Source organism: Aeromonas sp. 102P, from assembly GCF_051920345.1.
GTDB classification, from domain to species: domain Bacteria; phylum Pseudomonadota; class Gammaproteobacteria; order Enterobacterales; family Aeromonadaceae; genus Aeromonas; species Aeromonas veronii.
This window is the reverse complement of sequence record NZ_JBQBCZ010000001.1, coordinates 3,839,152-3,861,012: the sequence shown is the minus strand read 5'-3', so window position 1 is coordinate 3,861,012 and position 21,861 is coordinate 3,839,152. Positions and strand designations below refer to the sequence as shown.

The following is a 21,861-nucleotide window of genomic DNA, read 5'->3' as shown; positions in this document are numbered from 1 at the left end:
TCAACAGGGAGAAACGCCCGTCAGGCGGGCTCGGTGGGCCTCAGTGGCAAACGCAGTTCGCACGCAGAATCCGCCACCGGCTGGCATGGCAATATCAGCCGGTGGGACGAACTGGCAGCCAAGTCAAACGGCAAGACCCACAACGTCAGGCGGGCATCATAACAAAAAGGTTCGAGTGGAACTTTGAGCTGGCTCCATGATGGATAAATCAATACCAGATGACCATCATCTTGCTCGGTCAGGTACTTGTGGCCATAAGCGTACAGCTGGTAGAGGTCACCCTGGCTGATGCCGTACTTGCCGTCATGGTCGTTGCTATCGAGCCGCTTCCACTTCACATCCATCACCCAACGCTTGCTGCCGTGCTGCAACAAGAGGTCCGGCTGTAACCGGAACATCTGCTTGCCTTGCTGGGAGCAAAGGTACTGACTGGCCACCTGGGCCTTGAGGTTGGCATCGGGCAACAGCTGTTCACGCAGGCACGACTCTACATAGCGCTCGAACAGCTTCTCCATGGGGAACAGCAGGCTGATGCCGCGCCACTCGCCATTCAGGGCACTCGGCATGGCACGATAGAGGATAAGCTCACACCACGGCCGAACCCCTTGATAGTGGGCCATCAAGCGGTCATGTCGCCACAGTCTGAAGTCCCCTTCCACGTCGAGGCTGGCAGGCACATCCACCAGCAAGTGGCGCAGCTCCTGTGCCAACCGCCAGTTATCCGGGTGCTGAGTCGCATTGGCGACGGTCTCCAGCGCCCGCTTGAGCAGCCGGTTCTCGGCCCGGTCGGGCAAGAAGAGGTCGTAACGTAACGCAAAGTGGTGGCCCCGGCCCGGTGGCTGGCGCATCTGCCGGGCGACATCCAGCTGACCACGCAAGAACGGCTCGGTCGCCTCAAGGCGCTGATAGTCACTGCGCACGCCGCGTTTGACCAGTTGATCGAGCTCGGCCAGAAAGCGCGCGATAACCCACTCGTTGAGCGGCATATCAAAGCGTTCCAGCGACGCCTCCGCCGTTTCACGGGGGGGCAGATCCAGGGCTCGTTCCAGCATCCGGCGGATCAACTCACGACCATCCTCGAGTGGGTCATCCTCATTGGCGGTCTTGGGCAGGATCTCGATAACCTGCCCGGTGGGGGTCTCTATCACCCCCACGTAGTTGTCCAGTTGCAAGGTCCGGCTATCTTCCACCTGCGCAAGAGCGGGTGTATGGCATACCTTGTAGCGCTGGCTCAACTGACATAGCCAATCGAAATCAACCCGGTCTATATGGGCAAGCGTCAGCGTATCAACAGCGTTATCTCTAACGGTTAGCCGACCATACTCACGAACCGTGATGGGAGCCTTCACTGCGCCCCCTTGTCACCCTCGATGGTCAAGGCATAGGCTTCAATACGCCTAAACGCCTTCTCATTGATGCTCCAACGTTGGCGTTGTCCCCCAACCGCTATATCACCAAGCAGGGTCTTGAGTTCGAGCTTGGGCGCCTCGAGGAACATCGCCTCAGCGCGGCTCTTGCGATGATCATTGAGCACCCAGGCGATGCGCTGCCAGTCCTCAAAGAAGTACTCCTGCAATAGCGGCAGGATCTGATGCTGGAAGATGTATCCCAACTGCGCCAAGGTTGGCTTGGCAGCCGCTTTGAGCGGCATAAAGTAGGCATGACCGAGGCAATGGTCGCGGTCCAACAGCACCTCGATGCGCTGGTTCAGCGTGCGCAGCAAGCGGCCTACGTCTACCTTGTGCCCCTCTTCCTCGATGACAACGCCATCAAGCAGCTCGGCCCTGGGCGGCATCTCTTCAAACACAAAGCGCCGACGCAGCGCGATATCGAGTCCGGCCAAGGAGCGGTCGGCGGTGTTCATGGTGCCGATAAGGTAGAGGTTGTCAGGAACGCTAAAGGTGTCCTTGGAGTAGGGCAGCGTGGTACTGAGCGCCTCGTCGCGCCCAGCCCGCTTACTTGGCTCAATCAGGGTAATCAGCTCACCGAAGATGCGCGATACATTGCCCCGGTTGATCTCATCGATAATCAACACGAATGGCTTGCGCTGGGATGGTTTTTTCGGTGCTAAGCCGCGATGCTTGGGATCAGGCAAATTGCAGTACTCAACCAGGTAGTCGAGCATCCCCTTCACGTAAGACGGGCCACTCGCCCCCCGATCACCCGTGTAGTAGAGATGGCGGACATTTTTCATGTTGCCACTGGAGCGCGAGCCTTCGATGCCGTTGTCTTGCTGAAAGACGCTGAATGTCCTTTTTTTGGGATTGTAACGCGCCTTAAAGTGCATCCCCTTATCGGTCTTCATCTGCAACAGGTGGTCTTCGGCCTGCTCACTGCGCCGTTGCAGCTCCTGCAGCGCCCTGTCGAACGGGTCACCCGCTGGCGTCTCATTCTGCACCACTGCAAACTCGCTCTGAGCTAGCTCACATAGCTGAGCAAAGACGCCCGGCTCAACCCGGTACTCCAGAGAGCCGTCCTCTCGGGTAAACGCCCGCAGCCCTTCAACGAAGTCCTCGTAGCTGAAGCTCTGGTGGAAGGTCACAAAGTCGATACGCCCCTCCTTTACCAGCTCATCAAAACGCGTCTTCAAGGCTTGGCGATCCGTCTCGTGCTCGGCCAGCCAGACGGGGTCGAGAATGGCCAGCGCCTTGTTGATGGTGTGGTAGGTCTTGCCGGTGCCGGGGGGACCATAGAGGATCTGGTTGAGTGGGGATGGTGCAAGTTGTGGCATGGGAGCGTCCTGCTGCGATGCGGATGGGGTGGGAGGAGTCATAATCGAGCCATTCGGAATATGGGTAAGTTGATACCGATAGGGGTCAGAGCCTATCCGGGCCAATTGCAACTGATCGCCAGCACATACAGACAACTGCTTGAACATGGTTCCAAAGCGTTTCTGCAACCGGCCAAACTTACCCAGCACGGCGGTAGTGACCTTCTCTCCGGTTGGCAAAACCAGCTCAATAGCTGCATCTGCTTCACCTTGGTCATTCGCTATAACATCCACAGGAAAGAAGGCAAATTGGTTGCGCCCGATGCTGATATAGCCATTATCAACAGCCCCCTGGGTCAACTTGACGACAAGCGTAGCGGAGTGCGCCTCAGTTGCGAGTATCATGCTTGCGCCTCCGCAACCATTGCCTCGGCATCCGGCAGGCGCAGTTGGCCGGTGATCAGGCGGGGTAGCAGGGTATCGCGCAAATTGGCGAGGGTTTGGGCTTGCCGATGGTTTTCGGTAATCTTCTGTTGGAGAGGGGAAATGACATCGTTAAATGCCATTGCCACCTTTTCACTAGGAACGATGACGAGATAACGACCCAATACGTCATTTTGCACACGCTGACGCCCACTCGTACCAGACATACTTTGGATTGCGTGTTCACGAAATGCCGGGTGACGAGCCAAGAGGTAGCCATGGTAGGCCGGTAATGGAGCCTTCGGGCGTAACACCACAAACTCGGTAGACCCCCATCCAGTTTGCTCTTGGGATAGGAAATCAACAAACGCTGTTTTGCCATTCTCAAGGCAAGGCGTGATCCGTGCCAGCAAGGTATCACCGTTGATAAACTTGGTGCCAGAACCCATCTCGCGGTCTGACACCCCAGCTACGGTATGCCCACTCGTCGCAACACTTGCCATGTCCAGATAAGGTGCCATCTCCCCTTTCTTCAGCTTTCGTGTTGGATTGATTTCATAGGCCTCGCTCAATTGGGATAGGCTCCACCCCCTCGGCACCAAGCCCAACGGGGATTCTTCGAAGCTGTCGGGGAACAGGGCTGCGACCTCGGGGGCCAGACCTGCCGGTTGCTCCTCACGAGTACGGGCATGAACCGGGTCGAAGTCGACAAACCACGACTTGAACAACGCCTGTGCGATGGCCTCCAACGTGGCGCTGGTCTCGCGCAGCAGAGCGATGCGGTCGTCGAGCGCACAAAGAAAAGCGCTTGCACACCGCTGTTCTTCAAGCGGGGGAAGTGTAATCTCAAAGTTCTTTAACGACGTGAAGTTAAAAACTGGCTGAACTGAATTCGCGTTATGAGCTTTGATCGAGTCAGATGTACGAGGCCAAGCAAAATAGTAATAGACAAAATCACGACACGCGACCTTGTCGTTTACTCGGAGCCTCATAGTGTTTGTGGAGAGTAGGTAGTGTTCAATTCCTTTTGCCGTACTAAGTATACCGACCTTACCAATCGTCCCAACTTTAGGAAAAACTAGGTCCCCCTCTTTGCATTGATGCCGAACCAACTGCTGATATTTATCAACGCTAACATAGCGTCTATCTGACCAATCACATGATCGACCTTGGATATTTTTTCCTTGCACAACGAGTGCACCCGTTTCGGTGTAATCATGACTTTTCAGGTTACTCCCAAATGGGGCATCCCCCATTTCGGCAGCAATATCTTGAATACGGAAAGTGCGCCACTCAGAACTCATACCCCAGCCCTCCCAGCTTCTGTCTAATCAACTGGTCCAGCTCGGCTCCCTTGGTAATCTGATCACCCAGTTGCTTGGTCAAGCGCGCCATCTTGTCGGCAAAGGCCTCATCGTCCTCCTCCACCTCTTCGGCCCCTACATAGCGGCCAGGGGTCAACACATGGCCGTGTTCGGCGATCTCAGCCAAGGTTACGCTGCGGCAGAATCCCGCGACATCCTCGTAAGACTGATCGCACTCCCCGTCCCCTTTCCACGCGTGGAAGGTATCGGCAATACGGGCAATCGCGTGCTCATCGAGTTCGCACTGCACCCGGCTGGTCATGGTGCCCAGTTTGCGGGCATCGATAAACAGCACCTCGCCTTGGCGGCGGGTCTTGTTCTTGGCAAGGAACCAGAGGCAGGCGGGGATCTGGGTGTTGGTGAAGAGCTGACCCGGCAGGGCCACCATACACTCCACCACGTCCGCCTCCACCATGGCACGGCGAATGTCGCCCTCGCTATTCTGGCTAGAGCTCATGGAACCGTTGGCCAACACGATACCGGCACGGCCAGTTGGCTTGAGGTGGTAGAGCATATGCTGCAGCCAGGCGTAGTTGGCGTTGCCCGCAGGCGGCGTGCCGTAGACCCAGCGTGGATCCCCCTCGAGGCTACCATGCCACCAGTCGCTGATATTGAACGGCGGGTTGGCCAGCACAAAGTCAGCCCGCAAGTCCGGGTGCTGATTGCGGGTGAAGGTATCACCGTTTTCGCGCCCGAGGTTGTAGTCCATCCCCTGGATGGCGAGGTTCATCGCCGCCAGCCGCCAAGTGGTCGGGTTCGACTCCTGACCGTAGATGGAGACATCACCCAGCTTGCCGCCATGGGCTTCGATAAACCTCTCCGACTGCACGAACATGCCGCCTGAACCGCAGCAGGGGTCGTAGACCTGACCATGATGGGGAGCAAGTACCGCCACCAGTGTCTTGACGATGCTGGCAGGCGTGTAGAACTGGCCCCCCTTCTTGCCCTCGGCACTGGCAAACTCGCCAAGGAAGTACTCGTAAACCTGCCCCAGGATGTCGCGGGCTTCACTGACATCACTGCCAAAGCCAATCTTGGAAACCAGATCCACCAGCTCGCCGAGCTTGCCATCGGGCAACTGGGCACGGGCGTAGCGCTTGTCGAGGATGCCCTTGAGCCGTGGGTTCTCCTGCTCGATCAGGGTCAGCGCATCGTCAATGCGCTTGCCGATATCGGCCTGCTTGGCATGGGCGCGCAGCCCCTCCCAACGGGCCCCTTCCGGTACCCAGAAGGCGTTCACCTCACGGTAGTAGTCGCGATCTTCCAGCTCCTCGGCCAGCAGCTCATCGTCACAGTCGTAGAGGAAGTACTCGTCGCTCTCATCGGCAAAGCGGCGGGTCAGTTCGCTTCGACGGGCAGCGAAGGAGTCGGAGATGTACTTGAGGAAGATAAGGCCCAGCACGATGTGCTTGTACTCGGCGGCGTCCATGTCGGCACGCAGCTTGTCTGCGGCAGCCCACAGGGTCTTCTTCAGCCCCTCGATACCGGTAACTTGCGGCTCATCCTTGGCCTGCTTGCCCTTTCCACTGGCTTTCGCTTTGCGTGGTGCTGCAGCGGCTGCTTCGCCATCCAACACCCGGAGCACAGCCCCGCCCCGACCGCGCCCCTTGCGCAGTACGCCCTGTTCCAGTAGGGCATCGCGTGCGGCGGTAAATACCTCATCGGTCAGGTCGCTGAATTGGGCTTTCAAGGTTTCCATCAGGGCTTGGTTGCCGATACTGCTGCCATCTTCAGGAACGGCGGCCAGCAGCGCCAGGCTGAGCTCGTTGGGGTAGGTCATGGGGTTCTCCGGTTATGCGTGTTGCCGTCACAGCCCACCTGCGCGAAAGCCAAAGTGAGGATGCGGGCCAAGTCGTCAGACTGACGGAACGGCGCATGCCGAGCCTTGCAGGCGCAGCAGGGACCTATCCAGGGTGGTGGGTCAACAGAAAGCGATGCAGCCAAGGTGATGCATCGGCGAGAAAAAGTCCGGCCCGTCAGTTGTCTATCCATTATCTGGCGGGCAGTTTATACAAATGAACCCCGCAGCACTATGCGTAATGTCACGCGTAATGGCGATCACGGTGCATCGTTGTTCTTGCAAAGATGAGATAGTCAACGCCTCAAGTTGGCAGGCAAAAAACAAAAGGAAGGCCATGAATTGGCTTTCCCCACGATCTATCCCATTAATCACGGATGAGTAGGCGCCAAAATGTGACCACAAGCGGATTGGTGGTCACGCCTTGCGCTCAGGATTGGCGTCCATGTTGGTCGCTGGGTAAATGGCTAAGTAGACATAGCCGTGGCTACCCAGGGTATCGGCTTCGCAGGTAAAGCCGCCGTGCTGGATAGTGATGCAGTGCTGATGCTGGGCATCCAGTTCGCCGGTCAGCAGATTGGCTTCCAGTGCCTTGATGATCTCCGGGAAAGCCAGGTCGAGCTTGGCTATCTGCGCCTCACTCCATTCACCTATCAGACTGGCCCGATCGGATAGAAAATCGAGCCGGTAGCGGCTCTGTATCAGACGAGCGCCAAAACGTGGAGAGATATCACGCGGCAGACCCCAGCTGATGCTGGGGAGCGGTGTGAGAGCCTGGTGATCTGGATGGTGTGTGGCAGAGCATGTGGGGTGGATTGTGGTCATGATTAGCGATACCTCAGTTCAATGTCGATGCAGGTGCCGGGTACGTTGTGACGCTGGCGCAATCTGGTCAGGTGCTCGGGAAGGTCGGTCAGACAGGCCAGCCGCCCCCGGTAGAGCCGTGAGAGATTGACGTAGTCAGGGTGACTCACGGTTATGGTCACCTGATGCCCTGGCAGCCAGTGGCCAAAAAGGCGGGCTTTGGCCTCTTTGATGGTGGTGATGCCGGGAGCGGGTAACGTCTGCCGGTTACGCAGATGCAGTTTGTTAAGCTCGGGGGCATAGTGATGCACCTCGAGCCCAGTGATAAGACGGGTCATGTTCGGTGATTCCAGTGATGCAAAGGGCCAGCCTGTGAGGGCTGGCCCTTTATGCTGTTTGTGGATGAGCGAGACAGTGGGGCGTCAACGAGCTCAGTCAGTCGCCTCGTTGATAACCGGCTTGCAATTGAGCCGGTCCAGCAGGTGCCGTGAGCCGTACTGGGCCACCAGCCGGTCTATGGCCATCTGGGCGCAGGCTGTTCTGCTGGGCTTATTCTCAGGGATTGCGTAACGCGCGGTGAGCCAACCACCGAGCAGGGCTATGCGGTAGCCGCTAGGGATGTGCGTGAGCGACGTCCCTATCCCCCTCCCGTGAATGAGGAAGGGCACGGCCTGCCCGCCGATGTTGATATCCATGCGCTGGCCCTTGAGCTCGAAGGTGGTGAGCTCGCCGGTCTGTGGATGCTTGCCCGGCACCCGGATGGTGATGCTTTTCGCCATGTCACACCTCCGGTTTGGCTTCAAAATGGTGGGTCACAACGCCAGCCTCTTGGTCGATGCTGATAAACGCCGGGGCTTGTGGGTGGTACTGGTAGAGCCGTGCCAATTCAGCGCGAAACGCCTCAACGTTCGGCGCAATCACATGGCTGGTATCCCCTTCGGCGTAGGTAAAGGTCTCCAGCTTCTCGGTGTTAATCCAGATGCCGAAATACCACGCGTCATCCTCGGTATCGTATTGCTGCCAACCTTGAGCCAGTAGCGTGCGGTCGTAGTAGTAACGGTCAGCCTGATGGCTGCCTCGGTCGATGCGGCAACCCGTTACGGTGAGCTCGAACGGGATACGCCCCGCCTTGCGGGCTTTCTTGACCCGGCGCAGCAGTTTGAGGGTCTTGGCTCTGCTACGGCCATTACCAAGCGGGGGCGACTGCCTGGCCCGCAATGCGAGGTGGGTCATTATCTTCGATGCGGTGTTGTGGTTGAGCTGGCCGATGGCAACGGTGAGCTGCTGAGCGGTCAGGGTGTTGTAATCACGTAAGTCATGCATGGTTGGGGTTCCTTCAAATGCAAACAGCCCCTCGGTGTGAGGGGCTGTGTGGGGTCTTGTTTGTACTGGTGGCCGTGACTCAGGTATGACTACTCCAATCCGGCGTGTCGTTACTGCCGTGGTTGACGTAGGCTCCAACAATCACCCGTTGCCACTCGCCGACCGGTTGACCCGCTGCATTACAGGCGCAGCGAAAGCGGGCGAAGTGAATCTCTCGTGGCAGGTGTTCACGCATATCTCGTGGGCTGACAAAGAGCGTGGTCTTGTGCAGTACCGGGTTGGGTGCAACCAGCGGGCCGCCAATACGCCGTCCCTCCACATCGTGGGCATAGGCAAAGCCCGGCAGCATCAACTGCTGACTGATGAGCTTGGCGAGTGCTGGATGGGCACACATGGCCTCCGCTACGGCGGCCTGGCTAAAGCTGTCGTTGAACTCAATCATTGTTATTTCTCCCTTTCTGCAGGTGCTCGGTAAGCCGTTGCCAGCAGCGCAAATTGTTCGACTAGATAGCTGATACTGATGCCCAGTTCATCGCTGACCCCATCCCCGAGACGGTGATGCAGGTATGCCATGTCATCAGAGATACGTTGTGCTATCTGGGCGGTTGAGCTCGGTGGTGAGCTTGTCACTGTCAGAGTGATGGAATGGTTCATCACATCTCCCCCCAAGGGGCTTGCTCCCACAGTGACAACCGGGTCAGCACGTCTTGCGCGAGAGCCTGTTGCAACTGCTGTATTACCTTCACAAGCCGAGGTGCCTGCTCAGGGCTCCCGCTCCATTCACTCGATTGGTACAGGGCGCAGCAGGTGAATTTGTACAGCGCCACCAGCTCGCTATCGGTGAGTGGTGCCTGGTGGTAACGGTGGGCAGGTTTAAATGGACTCAGTTTGGTAGAGCAGTGCTGGCGCGGTTCCTTCTGGTCCTGCTGACGCCCTAGCTGATAGCGATGCCAGACCGCCCGCCGATTGGCGAGCATCATCAGTCGTACTAACCGATCTACCCGCCACGTCCAGGTACTGGTGGTGTCTGCTGGCGGTAGCCACCAGAGGGAGCGCAGCAACTCAAGGGTGTAGTGCGGTGGCATCGGGGCATTGCAAAAGCGGTGTAACTGCACGGCAAAGGCAAGGTAATCTTGGCGATCGATCATGAAGGCAGACATGGGGTGACTCCTTGAAATGCAAAAGGCCACCTTCGGTGAGGTGGCCTTGTGGGTGATGTCGGGATATCCGGATCATTGTGTTGGCGCTGATGATCCGGTTTTGGGGATGCTGGCGTTATTCGTGTGCCTGCTCTGCGTCTGGGTGAGCAGCATCAAACAGGATGGCGTAGAGCGCACAATCAATGCCGTTGACGGCATCGTGATGCGGGTAATAGGGCGGCACGTCTCGGAATCGCTCGACGTAGTCGCCAAAGCAACTGAGACACTCGCGGATCTCGATGGTGGATCCTTGCAGCAGGGTCTCTTCAAGCCGCTTGGCATAGGCCTCGTCATCACGCGCCTTGGTGACGGCCTTCTCCAGCAACGTCAGGGCATCTTCGTTGCTGGCGACTGCCAGGCCATGGCGCAGCTTCTCGAGGGTTTCCTCAAGGGAATAGGGATTGGGTAATCGCATGGTGCTTGTCCCTTCTTTGAGTAGCTAATGGCGTAGCTGATGCAGCAGCGTATCGATAGCGTCGATGCAGTCAGCCTGGGTGAGCAGGTAGCCATTGGGTAGGTGAGTCACGATGGCGGGCTCGGCCTGCATTTCGACGTTGTCTGCAAGCCAGCAGCGCAATTCGAGGAGGATATCGAGGGCGGTGAGGTGTGACTTACCTAGAGTTAGAGTCATAGCTGACCTCTCTCTTTCAGGGATACCACGCCCTCTGCACCGACCACCAGATGGTCAAGCAATCGCACATCGACCAGCGCCAAGGCCTCTTTGAGGGCTTGGGTAAAGACCCGGTCTGATTGACTGGGTTCCGGGTCACCACTGGGGTGATTATGGACCGCGATGATGGCCCCGCAATTGAGTATCAGGGCCCGCTTGACCACTTCCCGTGGGTAGATGCTGGCGCTATCGAGGGTACCGCGAAACAGCTCCTCAAAAGCCAGTACGCGATGTTGGGAGTCGAGGAACAGTGCGCCAAACACTTCATGTTCCCGGTCTTGTAGCAGAGTTTGCAGCCGCTCGGCGGCCTCTGTGGTACTGGTGATGGTAGTGCCTTTGGCCAGGCGTTTGCGAGCAATCTGATTGGCGATGCGCAACAGGTCTTGCTCGGTCACGGGCTCGGTGACGACATAAGTGCCGGGGCATTCCCCGGCTTTCAGTTTGTAGTAACGCATGGTGGTCTCCAGAAAAAGCAAAACCCCGGCACGCAGGAAGCATGTCGGGGTTAAAGGTAGAAATGTTGTTGGTTCACTTTGAGGGTAGTTCAGCTGGCCGTCGTGATGGCTCCTGCCGTGGCGGCGGATTCACTCTGTATCGGCATCAGCGGTTCTGGGACCAGAATGGTGAGCGGGACGGCCAGCGCTAGGCTCAAGCGCTCAGCCAGTTCGTAAGCTGGGCCGATGGTGTCGCAGTCAGTGACCCAAGTGGCTAGCGCCAGTCCGCTGGCCTCCACGGCCCGCAGGTAGACGCCGTAGCCCTGCACGGTCAGGCCACTGTCACGTACCACCTGTGTCTCCCCCTCTCGATTGATGGCCTCCAGCTCAACGGCTATCGGTTGTTTGGGCATCAGGCCTCGTTAGTCACCACTGACGGTGACGGTAAAAAAGCCCAGTTGGGCGTAGGCAAGAAAACTGTTCTGCCACATGTGAAAGAGTTCATGGGCTTCTGTTGGCGGCAGCGGTCCCCATCCCTGCAGATAGTGCTCACCATCAAGGAAGTTGAAGTCGAGCTCCTTGTAGAGCTCAGCATCCGGACCCAGCCCCTGGTAGCTGAAATCAGTGACGTAATCGAACAACCAGCCATCCAGACCACGTATCAGGCGGAGCTCGACCGGATGGACGCCCCCTTGTTCGGGTGTGTAGCCGGGATTGCAAAAGTTGAAGGTCAGTTGGGTTAAACGCTCCAGATTGAGGTCGGTTTTAGCGATTTCCTGGTCAAGCAGCTCCAGTAGAGCCGGTGCTACGGGCAGGGCAAAGCCGTCCCGAAAAAAGGGAATGGTCATGGTGAACTCCGAATAAAGGGGTCGGACTAGCGCAGTCGCCAGGGCAGAAGCCAGGTTGGTAACGTGTTCGTCAGCGGTGTGAATAGTGCGGGGAACGTAGGTACGGTGGTGCGGATCGGCGGCAGTGGCGTTTGTGCAAGCGTGATGACTAGCAAGACGGTACTCCACGCCTGGTCTACCTGCTCACTGTGGTGCACACCCTGGATACACCAGGTCACGAAGTGCTCGCAGTTGTTGAACTGCAGGTTGTAGGCCCGCTCTCCCAGCCGTTGGTGTGCTCGCGCCAAGCTTTCGCTCGGGCTGTAGTAACGGTGGCTGTAGTCACGCAGGTAGCAGTCGCCATTGCCTGTAAATATCTCCAACGATGAGACAATAATCCGCCCTGTCACCGGGCCTTCACTCGAGAAAGGCCCGGTATAGTGAATGACTTGGTTATTGCCCGCGTAGAGGCCGTGATGGTCATAGCCCCATCTGCTTACGACCAGATGGTCACCAGGTTGCATGTCTGCTCCTTTTAGAAAACAAAAAGCCCGGTACGAGACCGGGCATAGCGAGGTTGGGCGTGGCTCACTCGAAGGTGTAACCGGCATCCCCCCGGTCGGTATGAATAACTACCTCCAGTACTCGGCACAGCGGTGTTGACTTGAGGGTGAACCGGGCTTGCTGTCCAAAGTTCATGGCAACAGGGAACACCTGCTTGATGTACTCTGGCTTCAGCCTGTCTTTACTGGCGAGACAGGTGCTCCATTTCACGCGACCGCTGATACAATCATTGCTCGGCACTTCCCGAACCAACTGACACTGGCCACGGTTGATGGTGATGTCATTGATCGTGACAGGGTCATTACGAGACACGACCTGCAGTACGCCCTGCTGTGCGCGAAGTTCAAAGTTCAAGGGGGCAGCAGCTGGCTCAGGCTCCGGAGCTGGAAAGGCACAGTCGAAGGCAGCGTCTGTTGCGGCGGACAGGACCTCTTGTACACCCGCTACCGGCAGCTCAACGGTGCGGCCATCCTGGGTGGTGGCTTGCAGCGACTTGGCAGAGCGCAGCGCGGCCCACATGTCATAAAACGCCTTGCTGTCATTGCCTGCCACCATGCTCGATAGCGGGGGATAGGTATGGCCATCGATGCGTAGCCAAACGGTTTCAGTAGGTGCTTGGCCCGCTTGGTTGAGTTCGATGCGGCTAAGCTGGCCCATCCGGCACGAGAGATAGAGATAGGTCGCGTCATCAACCGTTGCCGAATACTCCGTCACACCCTGCCCCCAGCCATCGTTCCAGCGGCCATGGTCTCCAAACGCCAGTACTGCGGGCGTCAGCAGTAAGCCCAGCAGGGCTATTATCCATTGATGCATCCCACGCTCCTTAAACGGCATAGCCGAGAATGTTGTTCATAAAGCCCTGAAAGGCGAAGAAGCCGATCAGCGCCCCGATGGCCTGTGGCCCCATCAGCCAAAATATCTTGGCCTTGAAGGTCTCGACAGCGCCGCTGGTCGAGATCCAGTCCGGGTGAGTAAAACGGCGAAACCACTCCCCGATACACATGCCAACGCCAGTGAAGAGTGTGCCGAACACGAAGGTGGCGGTCAGCCCCCAGAATCCGAGCCAAGGGGCTTTGCCGGTCCAGGCGATGTTGATGGTCAGGGCCAGAAAAAGCAGGCCCGCGATAGCAAAGTAACGTTTCATGATGTCTCCTAATCGTGCATAACAAAGACTCCCCAATTGGCGATGGAACGCCAGTGAGGAGCCGTAGCAATGAAAAAGCCCCTGGCCAATCAGATTGGCCAGGGGCAGGGTTGTGGCTATGACTGCTTGATGAAGGTCAGCGGATAGCGCTGGCGTGGCTCATCACGGTAGATGTTGGCCCCTTCGGCATAGTCCAGCAGCTCTGCTTGGAAGGCCGTGCCGTTAAAGGGGGTAGTGATACGCAGCAGATACTGCTCCATGACCCAATCACCGCTCGTTTCGTGACAGGTCACGTTCAGCACCATATCTCCGCCAATCGGTGCAAACAGCAGGTGTTGCTGGACGCTGGTGTCGCTGCGACCCAACTCACACTGCCGAAGTGCGCTGGTATCCCGGTCGGCGGTAAAGCCAAACGGCGCCTGGCCAAAGAGCAACTCAACCAGGGTTGTCACATCTGGTTCGGAGGTGGAGGGTGTGACAGTCCAGCGCAGGGGGGAATTAAAGAGCCCTTGGGCAAAGGTAGGCGAGCTGATTGGCTGGCCATCATCTACGCGGGTGACTTGCATAGCGCTCGGCAGACCGCTTGCTGGTTGCAGTTGGATGGAGGCCTCCAGCTTCATCGGATTGCCCTCAATGACGAACCGGGGCCAAGGCAGCACAAACACAATTTCCCCGGTCACCGGTTGGTAGTGATGTTTCACTTTCAGCGTTTGGGTTGCGTTATCAAACTGCCAATACTGGGTCGAGAACGGGGTGACATTGTCCGCGAACTTTAGGTTCAGGGGTTGCGCGACACCTTCCGGTTGACGCTCGTCCAGCTGGAAGAAGCGGTTTTGGAGGGTAAAGCCGCCAGCTTGTTGCTGGTGGTCCTGCTCAATGTAGGCATCGCTATAACGTCCCCAGCGGGTTGGGTTGTAGTTTTGTAATTCCACCCGCTCGAAGCCGGCTATGCTGTTACCGAGCTTGCTGCCATAACGCCACAGGGGTTGGCTCAGCTTGATGGTCTTATCGCCGTTGTGCTGTTGCAGCTCATCACGGCTTACGTTAAATGGCGACTGGCCCAGGCTGGGGGCGTTGAGGGTGAGGGCGTGCCAGTCGTATTGAGTGATACGCTGAACATCCCCCTGCGCCGTGACGCGTTGGCTACGGGGTTCATGGTAACTGGGCGGCATCTTGTCATTCACCAACCAACTATTAACCTCTTTGGGTTTTTGCCATTCGGTCATGGTGTCGCTGTTGACCCAGGCCCCTTGGGCATCCACGCTCTCCACGATATCCCGCTTTTGCACGAAGGCCACGCAGTGGTCAACGGCGATGTTGTCTGGGTTGGCGCTCCAGCGGGTCATTTCCGCCTGAATGTCGAACCCATCACAATAGGTCAGCTCAGGCCGTGAGCCCGCGCCTTCAGATGCCGGGTCTCCCTCGTTGTAGAACTCTATCGTGTGGTAGCTGTAGAGGCCATCGGCGTCCTGACTAAAGGTGCCCTGACTTGCCTTCTCCCCCCTGAAGCTGGCGTTCCCGTCCTGGCTGTAATCAAATGCCCAGCTAGCCCACTCGCGGTAATGTTTTTGCTCCCAATCTTTAGTGACCTCATTGGTATAGCGCTGCAGTGTCAGCGAGGGGTCAACCCCTCCGTTCTCATCAAGTAACCACTGCGTTCCTTCGGTCTTCGTGGTTTCGATGGCGCCGACGCGCTTACTGTAAAGAACCTCTTGTTGGCGAAGGTGCTGCATGGTTTGCAAGTGGAAACTGTTTGACCACAGGTTGCGCACGTTGACCTGTACCGATGTCCAGCCTTGCGGATTGTTGCTGGCCAACGACTCGGCCAGCTGGGCTTGCAGAGTGTTCGCCTCAAGGAGTTGTTGCTCCCTGGTTGCTGCGACGTCAGCCAGGACTGTGCTGTGTGCATCCCCCGCAGCCAGGTAGTCGCCAAACAGTTTTTGCGCATTGGCCGCCAGGGTTGTTAGCCCCAGTTCGCTTGCAATCTGTTGTTTCTCCTTGGCCGCGATACTGGATTGATACTGGTGTTGGCGCTCTGCCTGATTGGTGCTAATGACCAACTGGTGGGTATAGGGGCTGACAGTAAACTGGGCCCCGTCAAAGTAGCCGAGCATCATGGGCGTCGCCATTGCGTTGCTGATTGAGCGAGCAGCGCGATGTAATGCGCCCGCTGGCTCTGCTGTTGGAGCCACGATGGCCCATGCCTGCCTGGCCGCAGCTTGTTGGGCTTCGGGCAGGGTGAAGGTAAAGCGCCCTTGGCTATCGGTGGTTGTTCGTGGGGCGTTGCTGTCACATTGCTGGTCGGCATTGAAATCCAGGCAAATTGTTTGCCCTGCTAGATAGTCCCCAGAGAGGGCGCGACCGGTTAGGGTGATATCGGCGGGAGCACCATTGCCGCCATTATCACTGTTGCTGCCGTCGCTGCCACCGCCGCAGGCACTGAGGACCAAAGCGGCAATTAATGAAAGATGATGATGTTTTTTCATTATTTTTCTTCCTTGGTGTTGAATACGAATCCGATACGCCGGGAGATACCCCGGCATTATTTTTCTGTTGTCCTGAGGATGCGCTGTACGCTGGAGATGCTGATCCCCGTTTGCCTCGCGATCTCGGCCCTGGGTAACCCGCGCTTGGCCAGCGTCAGCACCTCGAGCCCCTTTGCCATCGCGGTGGGCTTGCGGCCCTTGTAGGCTCCGCGCCGCTTGGCAAGCTCAATCCCCTCAGCCTGGCGCTCCAGCATCAGTTCACGCTCGAAGGTGGCGATAGCACCGATCATGGTCAGCATCAACTTGCCGGTCGGGGTCGAGGTGTCGATCCCCAGGTTCACAACGCGCAGGGCCACTTGCCGCTGTTGCAGGTACTCCGAAATTTCCAACAGGTGGCGAGTGTTGCGTGCCAAGCGATCCAGCTTGGCCACCATCACTACGTCCCCCTCATTCACACATTCCAACAGCTGGGCGAGTTGGGGCCGGTCATCGCGGGCTCCGCTCACCTTCTCCTGGAAAATCTTGCTGCACTCGGCCAACGCCTGAAGCTGGGTATCCAGGCTCTGGCCCACAGTGCTCACGCGTGCATAACCTAGCAGTGCCATGGTCTCCTCCCGGTCAATAGGGCAAGGTACACTGACACCCTGGGTCAAAAGCCTCAAAGAGACCTTATTGACCTGAAAAGGGTGGGAAATGGCTGAAAAAGGTGCCTATTTCGTGAGGGTCAATAGGGCTTGATCTATTGACCCCAAACCAGTGATGGGAATAAGCGACGGGCCGTTTTGTGACAGACGTCCCGTCGTGAGGTCGCAGTCGAACGCATCGCTACGAATTGATCTGAAAGGATTTATCACCATACCTACGCAGCGCATCGGCCATACCGGGATCAGGCATGGGATGACGAAGGGTCAGCGCTTTTGCCAAGCTTACTGGTTAGGGGGGAGGAACGAGGACGGGGGCGTGCTGACACCGTGGCCACTGCCATTGACGGTGATGCGGAGGATGCCTCTGGCGTCTCGGCCTTGGGAAAGAACTCCTCCAGTAACATCGGCACCTCTTCATCGATATCCTCAAACTGGCCGTTACGCAGCAACTCGCGCGCGGCCTGCTCCATCTGGTCGATGGCCAAGCCTGCGTCTTGGTCACGCTTGGCAGCCTCCTGTGCCTGTCTGACTGCCTCAGTCAGGTTGGTCTCTTCCCGCAAGGTCAAATCCACGTAGTAGACCGGTGTGCGGTAGGACTGTGTTGTGCTCTTGGCTCGCAACCGCAGAGTGAGCGGCAGGTAGCGGGTATGGCCACCGCTCACAGCCTCCAGGTACTTCAGCCGGGCCGCCAGGGTGCGTACCGAGTTGTAGCCGGTGGTGCGGAAGATAAAGCTGCCCAGCTCATCCCCTTGCCCCTCCACAAACAGGTTCAGTCGTCCGTACAGCTTGCAGCCCTGTTGTCCAGCAAAGGCGCAGCGCTCTGGTCCAGGGCAGCTGACCTCCTCCATGCCTTGTGCCCCCACGCGTCTTGCCACCTCCCCATTACCGACACACAGAGGCCTGCCGGTTTGCCGGTCAAAAGCGCTGTATTCCGCCCGTAGGTTCAGGTCGCTGTCGTTGAACAGCACTCGCACCGGAATGGCGCGGATCTTGGTCTGCTCCTGCCCTTGACCTTTCTTTTGCGATGAGTAGTGTTGATGCAGGGGATGGAGCAACCATCCCCCCTTTTGTTGTATCTGGGTGGTGAGGGTGAAGCTGTCGTCCTTCTCCGGCACCCACTTATCCTGTTTTTGCACCAGCTTGCCGATGCAGATCCGCCCGATCACGGGCGGGGTAATCGCCAGTCCTTTGATCATGGTGTTTGCCTCAGGGGTTGAATGGTGAAACGGCGCACGCCGGGCACCGGTCTGACATAACGGGTGAGCAGGTCGGGATGATCCTGACCGAGCTTATCCAGATCCGGTGCCAGCCGGTCTTTGCTGCGCTTCCAGGTGATCTTGCCGTTGGCAAACAGCCCGGCTGTCGCTTCGCCCAAGGTGGCTTGCAGCCGCTGCTTGAGTTGTGACTCCTGTAGCTCGACCGCTTCTTTCTGCTCACGCAAGCGCAGTAGCTCGCCAAACAGCTGGTTGAACTCGGGGGAATCGGAGAGATCCACCGTCTGGCCATCATCGCGGGGGAAGAGCCAGCTCAGGGCATTGGCGGCATCGCTGGAACCGTCAGGCTCGGGCTGCTGGTCTTGTTGCACCATCAGCCAGAACTGCGCTTCCCGCTCGGTGAGATCCTGGATCTTCTCTTCGTCACGCTCGATACGGTAAATCCGAAAATCCTGGCCGCCGATCAACACTGCCACTTCGGCCCAGGCATGGCCGGTAACGGCCAGTTGATGCAGTACCTGACACTGGTAAGCCACCGGCACACCTTCCTCCCACTGGGGGGCGCTGTGATAGCTGGCGGTCTTGATCTCCAGAATGCCCGGCCCATCGGGATGGCCGACTACCTCCCGGTCGAGGTTGGCGAGCATGAAGGGTTGCTCGGGGTGTTGCAGTACCGCATTGACCCGGCGTACACGAAAGCCGGTGCGTTTGGCATAAACCTGCGCCAAGACCGGTTCCAGCTCGATGCCCCACAGCACCGCTTCCTTGTGGGAGATATCTTCCGGTTCCTTGCGACCGGTCTTTTCCAGCCACAGGCTGAGCGGACATTTGTAGGGGGAGAGCCCCACGGCCACGGCGGCATCGGAGGAACCAATGCCGAGTTTGCGGATAGCGAGCCACTGCTCGCGGGTTAACTGGGTAGTGGAGGCCAGCCGCAGGGCCTGGCCATACTTGGCTTTTGCTTTCATGACTATTCCTTGTTGACGGCATAAATGGCTACGCCCGGATTGGCTTGTGCCAGTCCGGGTGAGTTCGTTATGCGGTTTGAATGGGGAAGAGGAATTACTGCAGCAGGGTGAGGGCTTGATTCAGGGCTTGGGATTTGAGTTGAGCGCCCTGACCAAACCAGGCGGAATCGAGCCGGTGATCTTGGCTGCGAGCACGGCGATGATGGTCCACGTATTCTGTGACCGCATTGACCAGCCCCCAGGCGGTATTGCGGGAACTGGCAAGCTCTGAGCCCATACCAGCGCCCTGATAGAGCTCATGCAGCCGTTGTACCGGCTTGGTGAGGATGATGTTCTCCTCATCGAGCGGTTGTGCCAATAGGTCGCTGAAAAAGCGCAGCGCCTCTTCAGGGGCGACTGGCCGTTGTGCCAGTGCCTTGGTCTGCACCTTGAACTCATCCCAATGAGAGAGCCCTAGCCCAAGCGATTCTTTGACTGCTGCGGCATCGAACTGAGTGGAGTGGGGCACCTTGATTGCGCCGGTAGCGCCGCGCAGTGCCATCTGAAGAGTGTTGTTGCAGACCACCCGCAGAGACGTGAATTGCGCCGTGGTGCAGAGCGTGCCATCGCAGCTGGTTGCCAGCAGCAGATAGGATTTCACCAAGTCACCGCCAGTTAGCTTGAGATCCTGACCGGTCTTGGCCAGTGCCCACAGCTTGCGGCCCCCTTTGAGCGAGCCTGCGGTCTCCAGCTCAAAGCCACCGGCTTCTACCAGATCTTGATAGAAGTGCAGCACCTCGTGGGGCTGTACCACGTTGTAGCGGCTTGAGACCACCGACAGGGGAGCAAGGGTATCGGAGCGATAAAGTACCTTGCTGTCGCTGTAGGGGCGGATATGCAGTGCATCGGAGGCGACGTTAAACATCACGTCGCTCTGCTCGACAGTCCAATCCATCCCGGCAGCCTGTAGCCATATATCGAGGGATTGTTGTGGGGGCAAGACATTGCCAAGGCCATGCCACGGGGTTTGGCCGGTGTAAGCCATGGTGTCGATGAGGTGAGCCATGTGTATCTCCTTAATTTACGGGATCGGTATCCCATATTTGTCAGGGGGTAATATGCTCAGAGATCCCCTCATTTTTAGAGACTCAAATAATTCCAAGTGTGCGGGTATATAAGCGGTGTTGCTTCAGGTAGTAGATAAATTTATCCATCAACAAGACCGCATTGGCTTCTTTCATTTTAGGTAGCAACTGGTAATAGATGACCCCTTGCCGAAAGAACGAATAGGTTCGGCTCTTGCTGGTATTGACCTTGATCGTTCTCTCTAGACCGACACTGTCTCCAGCCTTACCCAGCAGCGTCAGCAAGACGATGGCCAGGGCACTGAATAAAAACAGTCGGTCGCGCCGGACCGGATTACTGATGTGCACATCTCCCATACCCATGCCGAATTTGTAATCTTTGATATCACGAAAACTGGTCTCGATACCCCAGCGCTGGCCGTATAGTTGCAACGCCTTGGCGGCGCTCAGGTCGGTCCGGTTACTGGCCAGAAACCACGCGTCTTTCATGCCACTCTTATGACAACAATAGACCCGTTCGACAGGCTGTCGCTGCCCAGTTAGCTCCACCGCTTTGAGGGTTCGGGTGCGCCCGGTCGGCGTTAGCCAGTCCCGAGCTGGAACCTGCTCTACACCAGGGTAACCAACCAAAACATTTCCTTTAAATCTAATGAGATAAGCAAAGCCTAGCTCTTGCTCCAGGCGTTCGAACAGCTCCATGTAACCAAAGCCGCGGTCAGCTACTACCGTCACGAAGATACCCTCTGGCAACGTCTGCTTGAGCTTGGTGAGCAGCTCTTTCTCATGGGCATTGCGTTGCCCTTTGAGCAACGATTTCCGATGGGTTTTCCACAGCAGCGGAGTACTGCGACCGTGGTTGGTTTGCAGGCTGATAACCAAGGTACTGTGATCATCGGCATCGAATTCGGTCCAGTCCATGGAGACTACGATCTCGGTACGTTCACCGACCACATAGGGCACCCAATCGTCAAAGAGGCTCCAGACATTGAGCTTGGTGTTAGTGAGCAGGCGATCCACCTGTTTAACCGCATGTTTACGTTCGAGACCGTTGGCCAAGGAGAGGCCACTACCGATGGCGTGGATGGCCAGTGAACCTGACTCGATAACCCCGAGGGTAGCATTGGCGAGGGAAAGAACACGCTTAGCATGCATGTCCTGTCCAAATATATCGTCGATGTGGTTGAGGATTAGTTCGTGGTTAAACATGGGGATAGTCTGTTGGGTATTAGCTGGTCAAGGATGGCGATCATACCTCAGAAGCCGCGCCACGCCTCGCTCATATGAGGGGATGGTTAAGGGTAATATGGGTTTGAGAAATGCTCGAGGTGAGATTCATGGGAAGTATTGCTGACACGCTTGCTCGTAGATAAAGACGCGTTGAAGCTCAGGTAAGGCAAGAACATGCTGTAATGCCTTATCCGTAAAATTTTACAGAAGCACAAATGTATTAGCTGCAAAACCAATAGAAAACGAGCCACTTGGTATCTGACAGTCAATAGGCTGTGATTACCTACCCCGTTAGCTAGGTAGATATAGAATGTAAAGGCTTTGCGTTATCGGACTTCACATCGACTATTTCCCACGCCTTTATCCTTTATGCCGAGAGGCCCGTCGTAACATGATCTCGATTGCTGCTTATAAGGGGCTTTAGTTACAGCTAAACAGCGGGGGGCGTTCCACATCCCATACCTTTGTCTGCGCTTACGGTGACGACCCCATGCACCGGGTTCCTCCCCCGTGAAATGCTCTACAGCACAGGTAATCACTGGAGTTTACTAACTTGTATGTAGGTGTTTGGAACCCTAACTTGTGCATTTTTCACTTTAATTTCGTCCTGAACCGGTTGGGGAAAAAGCCTGCTGGCGTGATCGAAAAAGTCTCGTTACCCTCCTTTTCATCATCAAACGGGAAGGAAGCTCACATGTCAAATCACAGCCAAAACAAGCTACTCAGAGTTCGAGAAGTCGCAGAGAAATTGGGTATCTCTCGCTCGACCCTATATGACTGGACCAATCCAAAATCGCCTCGATTCGATAGTACATTCCCTCCCAAGAAAAGGCTGGGAAGAATGGTTGTCGGGTGGATGAGTAATGAGATCGACGCATGGTTGGAGGGGCGCAACAATAGCTGCTGGTCAACACTTAACTTTGAATAGTAACAGCGTAGGTAAAAAGCAAGGCTAGGCTTGCCATATTGAATATGGCCGCCTGTAATTTACAGACGTC

General features: G+C 57.0%; 26 protein-coding genes. 1 reads left to right on the top strand and 25 read right to left on the bottom strand.

Annotated elements, in window-relative coordinates:
• Positions 1-20 precede the first annotated feature (20 nt).
• The 25 genes from ACTG1K_RS18070 to ACTG1K_RS17950 form a co-directional block, all read right to left on the bottom strand.
• Positions 21-1,349, bottom strand: coding sequence for an McrC family protein (locus ACTG1K_RS18070; protein WP_440006250.1), 1,329 nt, complete (start codon positions 1,347-1,349; stop codon positions 21-23).
• On the bottom strand, positions 1,346-3,115 hold the full coding sequence (locus ACTG1K_RS18065) for an McrB family protein (RefSeq protein ID WP_244053588.1): 1,770 nt from the start codon (positions 3,113-3,115) through the stop codon (positions 1,346-1,348). The genes ACTG1K_RS18070 and ACTG1K_RS18065 overlap by 4 nt, the downstream gene beginning before the upstream one ends.
• Positions 3,112-4,437, bottom strand: a complete 1,326-nt coding sequence (locus ACTG1K_RS18060) for a restriction endonuclease subunit S (protein WP_244058997.1) — start codon at positions 4,435-4,437, stop codon at positions 3,112-3,114. Before ACTG1K_RS18060 ends, ACTG1K_RS18065 begins: the two co-directional genes overlap by 4 nt.
• A complete protein-coding gene (locus tag ACTG1K_RS18055) occupies positions 4,427-6,277 on the bottom strand; it encodes a type I restriction-modification system subunit M (protein WP_244053585.1) in 1,851 nt (616 codons plus the stop codon). The genes ACTG1K_RS18060 and ACTG1K_RS18055 overlap by 11 nt, the downstream gene beginning before the upstream one ends.
• Before the next feature lie 435 nt (positions 6,278-6,712).
• The gene (locus tag ACTG1K_RS18050; protein WP_244053584.1) at positions 6,713-7,120 is read right to left on the bottom strand and encodes a type IV toxin-antitoxin system YeeU family antitoxin; all 408 of its coding nucleotides are present in this window, start codon (positions 7,118-7,120) and stop codon (positions 6,713-6,715) included.
• A 2-nt stretch (positions 7,121-7,122) separates the two neighbouring features.
• On the bottom strand, positions 7,123-7,437 hold the full coding sequence (locus tag ACTG1K_RS18045; RefSeq protein ID WP_244053583.1) for a hypothetical protein: 315 nt from the start codon (positions 7,435-7,437) through the stop codon (positions 7,123-7,125).
• A 93-nt stretch (positions 7,438-7,530) separates the two neighbouring features.
• Positions 7,531-7,878, bottom strand: a complete 348-nt coding sequence (locus ACTG1K_RS18040; RefSeq protein ID WP_244053582.1) for a hypothetical protein — start codon at positions 7,876-7,878, stop codon at positions 7,531-7,533.
• 1 nt (position 7,879) lies between these two features.
• Positions 7,880-8,422, bottom strand: a complete 543-nt coding sequence (locus ACTG1K_RS18035) for a hypothetical protein (protein WP_236766432.1) — start codon at positions 8,420-8,422, stop codon at positions 7,880-7,882.
• A gap of 79 nt (positions 8,423-8,501) precedes the next feature.
• A complete protein-coding gene (locus ACTG1K_RS18030; protein ID WP_134996533.1) occupies positions 8,502-8,864 on the bottom strand; it encodes a hypothetical protein in 363 nt (120 codons plus the stop codon).
• 2 nt (positions 8,865-8,866) lie between these two features.
• A complete protein-coding gene (locus tag ACTG1K_RS18025) occupies positions 8,867-9,076 on the bottom strand; it encodes a hypothetical protein (RefSeq protein ID WP_034165709.1) in 210 nt (69 codons plus the stop codon).
• On the bottom strand, positions 9,076-9,582 hold the full coding sequence (locus ACTG1K_RS18020; RefSeq protein WP_182859631.1) for a hypothetical protein: 507 nt from the start codon (positions 9,580-9,582) through the stop codon (positions 9,076-9,078). Before ACTG1K_RS18020 ends, ACTG1K_RS18025 begins: the two co-directional genes overlap by 1 nt.
• Positions 9,583-9,697: 115 nt before the next feature.
• Positions 9,698-10,036 (bottom strand): hypothetical protein, encoded by a 339-nt coding sequence (locus ACTG1K_RS18015; protein ID WP_244053581.1) that lies wholly within the window; start codon positions 10,034-10,036, stop codon positions 9,698-9,700.
• A 24-nt stretch (positions 10,037-10,060) separates the two neighbouring features.
• Positions 10,061-10,252, bottom strand: a complete 192-nt coding sequence (locus ACTG1K_RS18010; protein WP_244053580.1) for a hypothetical protein — start codon at positions 10,250-10,252, stop codon at positions 10,061-10,063.
• Positions 10,249-10,746, bottom strand: a complete 498-nt coding sequence (gene radC / locus ACTG1K_RS18005) for a RadC family protein (RefSeq protein ID WP_244053579.1) — start codon at positions 10,744-10,746, stop codon at positions 10,249-10,251. Before radC ends, ACTG1K_RS18010 begins: the two co-directional genes overlap by 4 nt.
• A gap of 89 nt (positions 10,747-10,835) precedes the next feature.
• On the bottom strand, positions 10,836-11,138 hold the full coding sequence (locus ACTG1K_RS18000) for a hypothetical protein (protein ID WP_128318379.1): 303 nt from the start codon (positions 11,136-11,138) through the stop codon (positions 10,836-10,838).
• Positions 11,139-11,147: 9 nt separating this feature from the next.
• A complete protein-coding gene (locus tag ACTG1K_RS17995) occupies positions 11,148-11,573 on the bottom strand; it encodes a DUF2787 family protein (protein ID WP_128318378.1) in 426 nt (141 codons plus the stop codon).
• A 26-nt stretch (positions 11,574-11,599) separates the two neighbouring features.
• On the bottom strand, positions 11,600-12,076 hold the full coding sequence (locus tag ACTG1K_RS17990) for a lecithin retinol acyltransferase family protein (protein WP_200164143.1): 477 nt from the start codon (positions 12,074-12,076) through the stop codon (positions 11,600-11,602).
• Positions 12,077-12,140: 64 nt separating this feature from the next.
• Positions 12,141-12,929, bottom strand: a complete 789-nt coding sequence (locus ACTG1K_RS17985; protein ID WP_128318376.1) for a hypothetical protein — start codon at positions 12,927-12,929, stop codon at positions 12,141-12,143.
• A gap of 10 nt (positions 12,930-12,939) precedes the next feature.
• Positions 12,940-13,260 (bottom strand): hypothetical protein, encoded by a 321-nt coding sequence (locus tag ACTG1K_RS17980; protein ID WP_104015522.1) that lies wholly within the window; start codon positions 13,258-13,260, stop codon positions 12,940-12,942.
• A 116-nt stretch (positions 13,261-13,376) separates the two neighbouring features.
• On the bottom strand, positions 13,377-15,746 hold the full coding sequence (locus tag ACTG1K_RS17975; protein ID WP_244053577.1) for a hypothetical protein: 2,370 nt from the start codon (positions 15,744-15,746) through the stop codon (positions 13,377-13,379).
• 56 nt (positions 15,747-15,802) lie between these two features.
• Positions 15,803-16,351: a recombinase family protein gene (locus ACTG1K_RS17970; protein WP_200164146.1), complete on the bottom strand. Its 549-nt coding sequence runs from the start codon at positions 16,349-16,351 to the stop codon at positions 15,803-15,805.
• A gap of 281 nt (positions 16,352-16,632) precedes the next feature.
• Positions 16,633-17,586: a recombination directionality factor gene (locus ACTG1K_RS17965; RefSeq protein WP_200164147.1), complete on the bottom strand. Its 954-nt coding sequence runs from the start codon at positions 17,584-17,586 to the stop codon at positions 16,633-16,635.
• Positions 17,583-18,572 (bottom strand): YqaJ viral recombinase family nuclease, encoded by a 990-nt coding sequence (locus ACTG1K_RS17960; RefSeq protein ID WP_259268861.1) that lies wholly within the window; start codon positions 18,570-18,572, stop codon positions 17,583-17,585. Before ACTG1K_RS17960 ends, ACTG1K_RS17965 begins: the two co-directional genes overlap by 4 nt.
• A gap of 94 nt (positions 18,573-18,666) precedes the next feature.
• Complete coding sequence (locus tag ACTG1K_RS17955; protein ID WP_200164148.1) at positions 18,667-19,617, bottom strand: DUF932 domain-containing protein; 951 nt, start codon at positions 19,615-19,617, stop codon at positions 18,667-18,669.
• Between the two features lie 82 nt (positions 19,618-19,699).
• Positions 19,700-20,842 carry an IS4-like element ISAs18 family transposase gene (locus ACTG1K_RS17950; RefSeq protein ID WP_041204923.1) on the bottom strand — a complete coding sequence of 381 codons (1,143 nt, stop codon included), beginning with the start codon at positions 20,840-20,842 and terminating at the stop codon, positions 19,700-19,702.
• A gap of 715 nt (positions 20,843-21,557) precedes the next feature.
• On the opposite strand from ACTG1K_RS17950, the gene ACTG1K_RS17945 reads away from it, so the two are divergent.
• Entirely contained in the window at positions 21,558-21,791 is a 234-nt protein-coding gene (locus tag ACTG1K_RS17945; RefSeq protein WP_080602820.1) for a helix-turn-helix transcriptional regulator, read from the top strand.
• Positions 21,792-21,861 lie beyond the last annotated feature (70 nt).

Coding starts and splice junctions, on each gene's coding strand:
- ACTG1K_RS18065 (WP_244053588.1), bottom strand. CDS start 3,115: ATGATACTCGCAACTGAGGCGCACTCCGCTACGCTTGTCGTCAAGTTG.
- ACTG1K_RS18060 (WP_244058997.1), bottom strand. CDS start 4,437: ATGAGTTCTGAGTGGCGCACTTTCCGTATTCAAGATATTGCTGCCGAA.
- ACTG1K_RS18055 (WP_244053585.1), bottom strand. CDS start 6,277: ATGACCTACCCCAACGAGCTCAGCCTGGCGCTGCTGGCCGCCGTTCCT.
- ACTG1K_RS18050 (WP_244053584.1), bottom strand. CDS start 7,120: ATGACCACAATCCACCCCACATGCTCTGCCACACACCATCCAGATCAC.
- ACTG1K_RS18045 (WP_244053583.1), bottom strand. CDS start 7,437: ATGACCCGTCTTATCACTGGGCTCGAGGTGCATCACTATGCCCCCGAG.
- ACTG1K_RS18040 (WP_244053582.1), bottom strand. CDS start 7,878: ATGGCGAAAAGCATCACCATCCGGGTGCCGGGCAAGCATCCACAGACC.
- ACTG1K_RS18035 (WP_236766432.1), bottom strand. CDS start 8,422: ATGCATGACTTACGTGATTACAACACCCTGACCGCTCAGCAGCTCACC.
- ACTG1K_RS18030 (WP_134996533.1), bottom strand. CDS start 8,864: ATGATTGAGTTCAACGACAGCTTTAGCCAGGCCGCCGTAGCGGAGGCC.
- ACTG1K_RS18025 (WP_034165709.1), bottom strand. CDS start 9,076: ATGAACCATTCCATCACTCTGACAGTGACAAGCTCACCACCGAGCTCA.
- ACTG1K_RS18020 (WP_182859631.1), bottom strand. CDS start 9,582: ATGTCTGCCTTCATGATCGATCGCCAAGATTACCTTGCCTTTGCCGTG.
- ACTG1K_RS18015 (WP_244053581.1), bottom strand. CDS start 10,036: ATGCGATTACCCAATCCCTATTCCCTTGAGGAAACCCTCGAGAAGCTG.
- ACTG1K_RS18010 (WP_244053580.1), bottom strand. CDS start 10,252: ATGACTCTAACTCTAGGTAAGTCACACCTCACCGCCCTCGATATCCTC.
- radC (WP_244053579.1), bottom strand. CDS start 10,746: ATGCGTTACTACAAACTGAAAGCCGGGGAATGCCCCGGCACTTATGTC.
- ACTG1K_RS18000 (WP_128318379.1), bottom strand. CDS start 11,138: ATGCCCAAACAACCGATAGCCGTTGAGCTGGAGGCCATCAATCGAGAG.
- ACTG1K_RS17995 (WP_128318378.1), bottom strand. CDS start 11,573: ATGACCATTCCCTTTTTTCGGGACGGCTTTGCCCTGCCCGTAGCACCG.
- ACTG1K_RS17990 (WP_200164143.1), bottom strand. CDS start 12,076: ATGCAACCTGGTGACCATCTGGTCGTAAGCAGATGGGGCTATGACCAT.
- ACTG1K_RS17985 (WP_128318376.1), bottom strand. CDS start 12,929: ATGCATCAATGGATAATAGCCCTGCTGGGCTTACTGCTGACGCCCGCA.
- ACTG1K_RS17980 (WP_104015522.1), bottom strand. CDS start 13,260: ATGAAACGTTACTTTGCTATCGCGGGCCTGCTTTTTCTGGCCCTGACC.
- ACTG1K_RS17975 (WP_244053577.1), bottom strand. CDS start 15,746: ATGAAAAAACATCATCATCTTTCATTAATTGCCGCTTTGGTCCTCAGT.
- ACTG1K_RS17970 (WP_200164146.1), bottom strand. CDS start 16,351: ATGGCACTGCTAGGTTATGCACGCGTGAGCACTGTGGGCCAGAGCCTG.
- ACTG1K_RS17965 (WP_200164147.1), bottom strand. CDS start 17,586: ATGATCAAAGGACTGGCGATTACCCCGCCCGTGATCGGGCGGATCTGC.
- ACTG1K_RS17960 (WP_259268861.1), bottom strand. CDS start 18,572: ATGAAAGCAAAAGCCAAGTATGGCCAGGCCCTGCGGCTGGCCTCCACT.
- ACTG1K_RS17955 (WP_200164148.1), bottom strand. CDS start 19,617: ATGGCTCACCTCATCGACACCATGGCTTACACCGGCCAAACCCCGTGG.
- ACTG1K_RS17950 (WP_041204923.1), bottom strand. CDS start 20,842: ATGTTTAACCACGAACTAATCCTCAACCACATCGACGATATATTTGGA.
- ACTG1K_RS17945 (WP_080602820.1), top strand. CDS start 21,558: ATGTCAAATCACAGCCAAAACAAGCTACTCAGAGTTCGAGAAGTCGCA.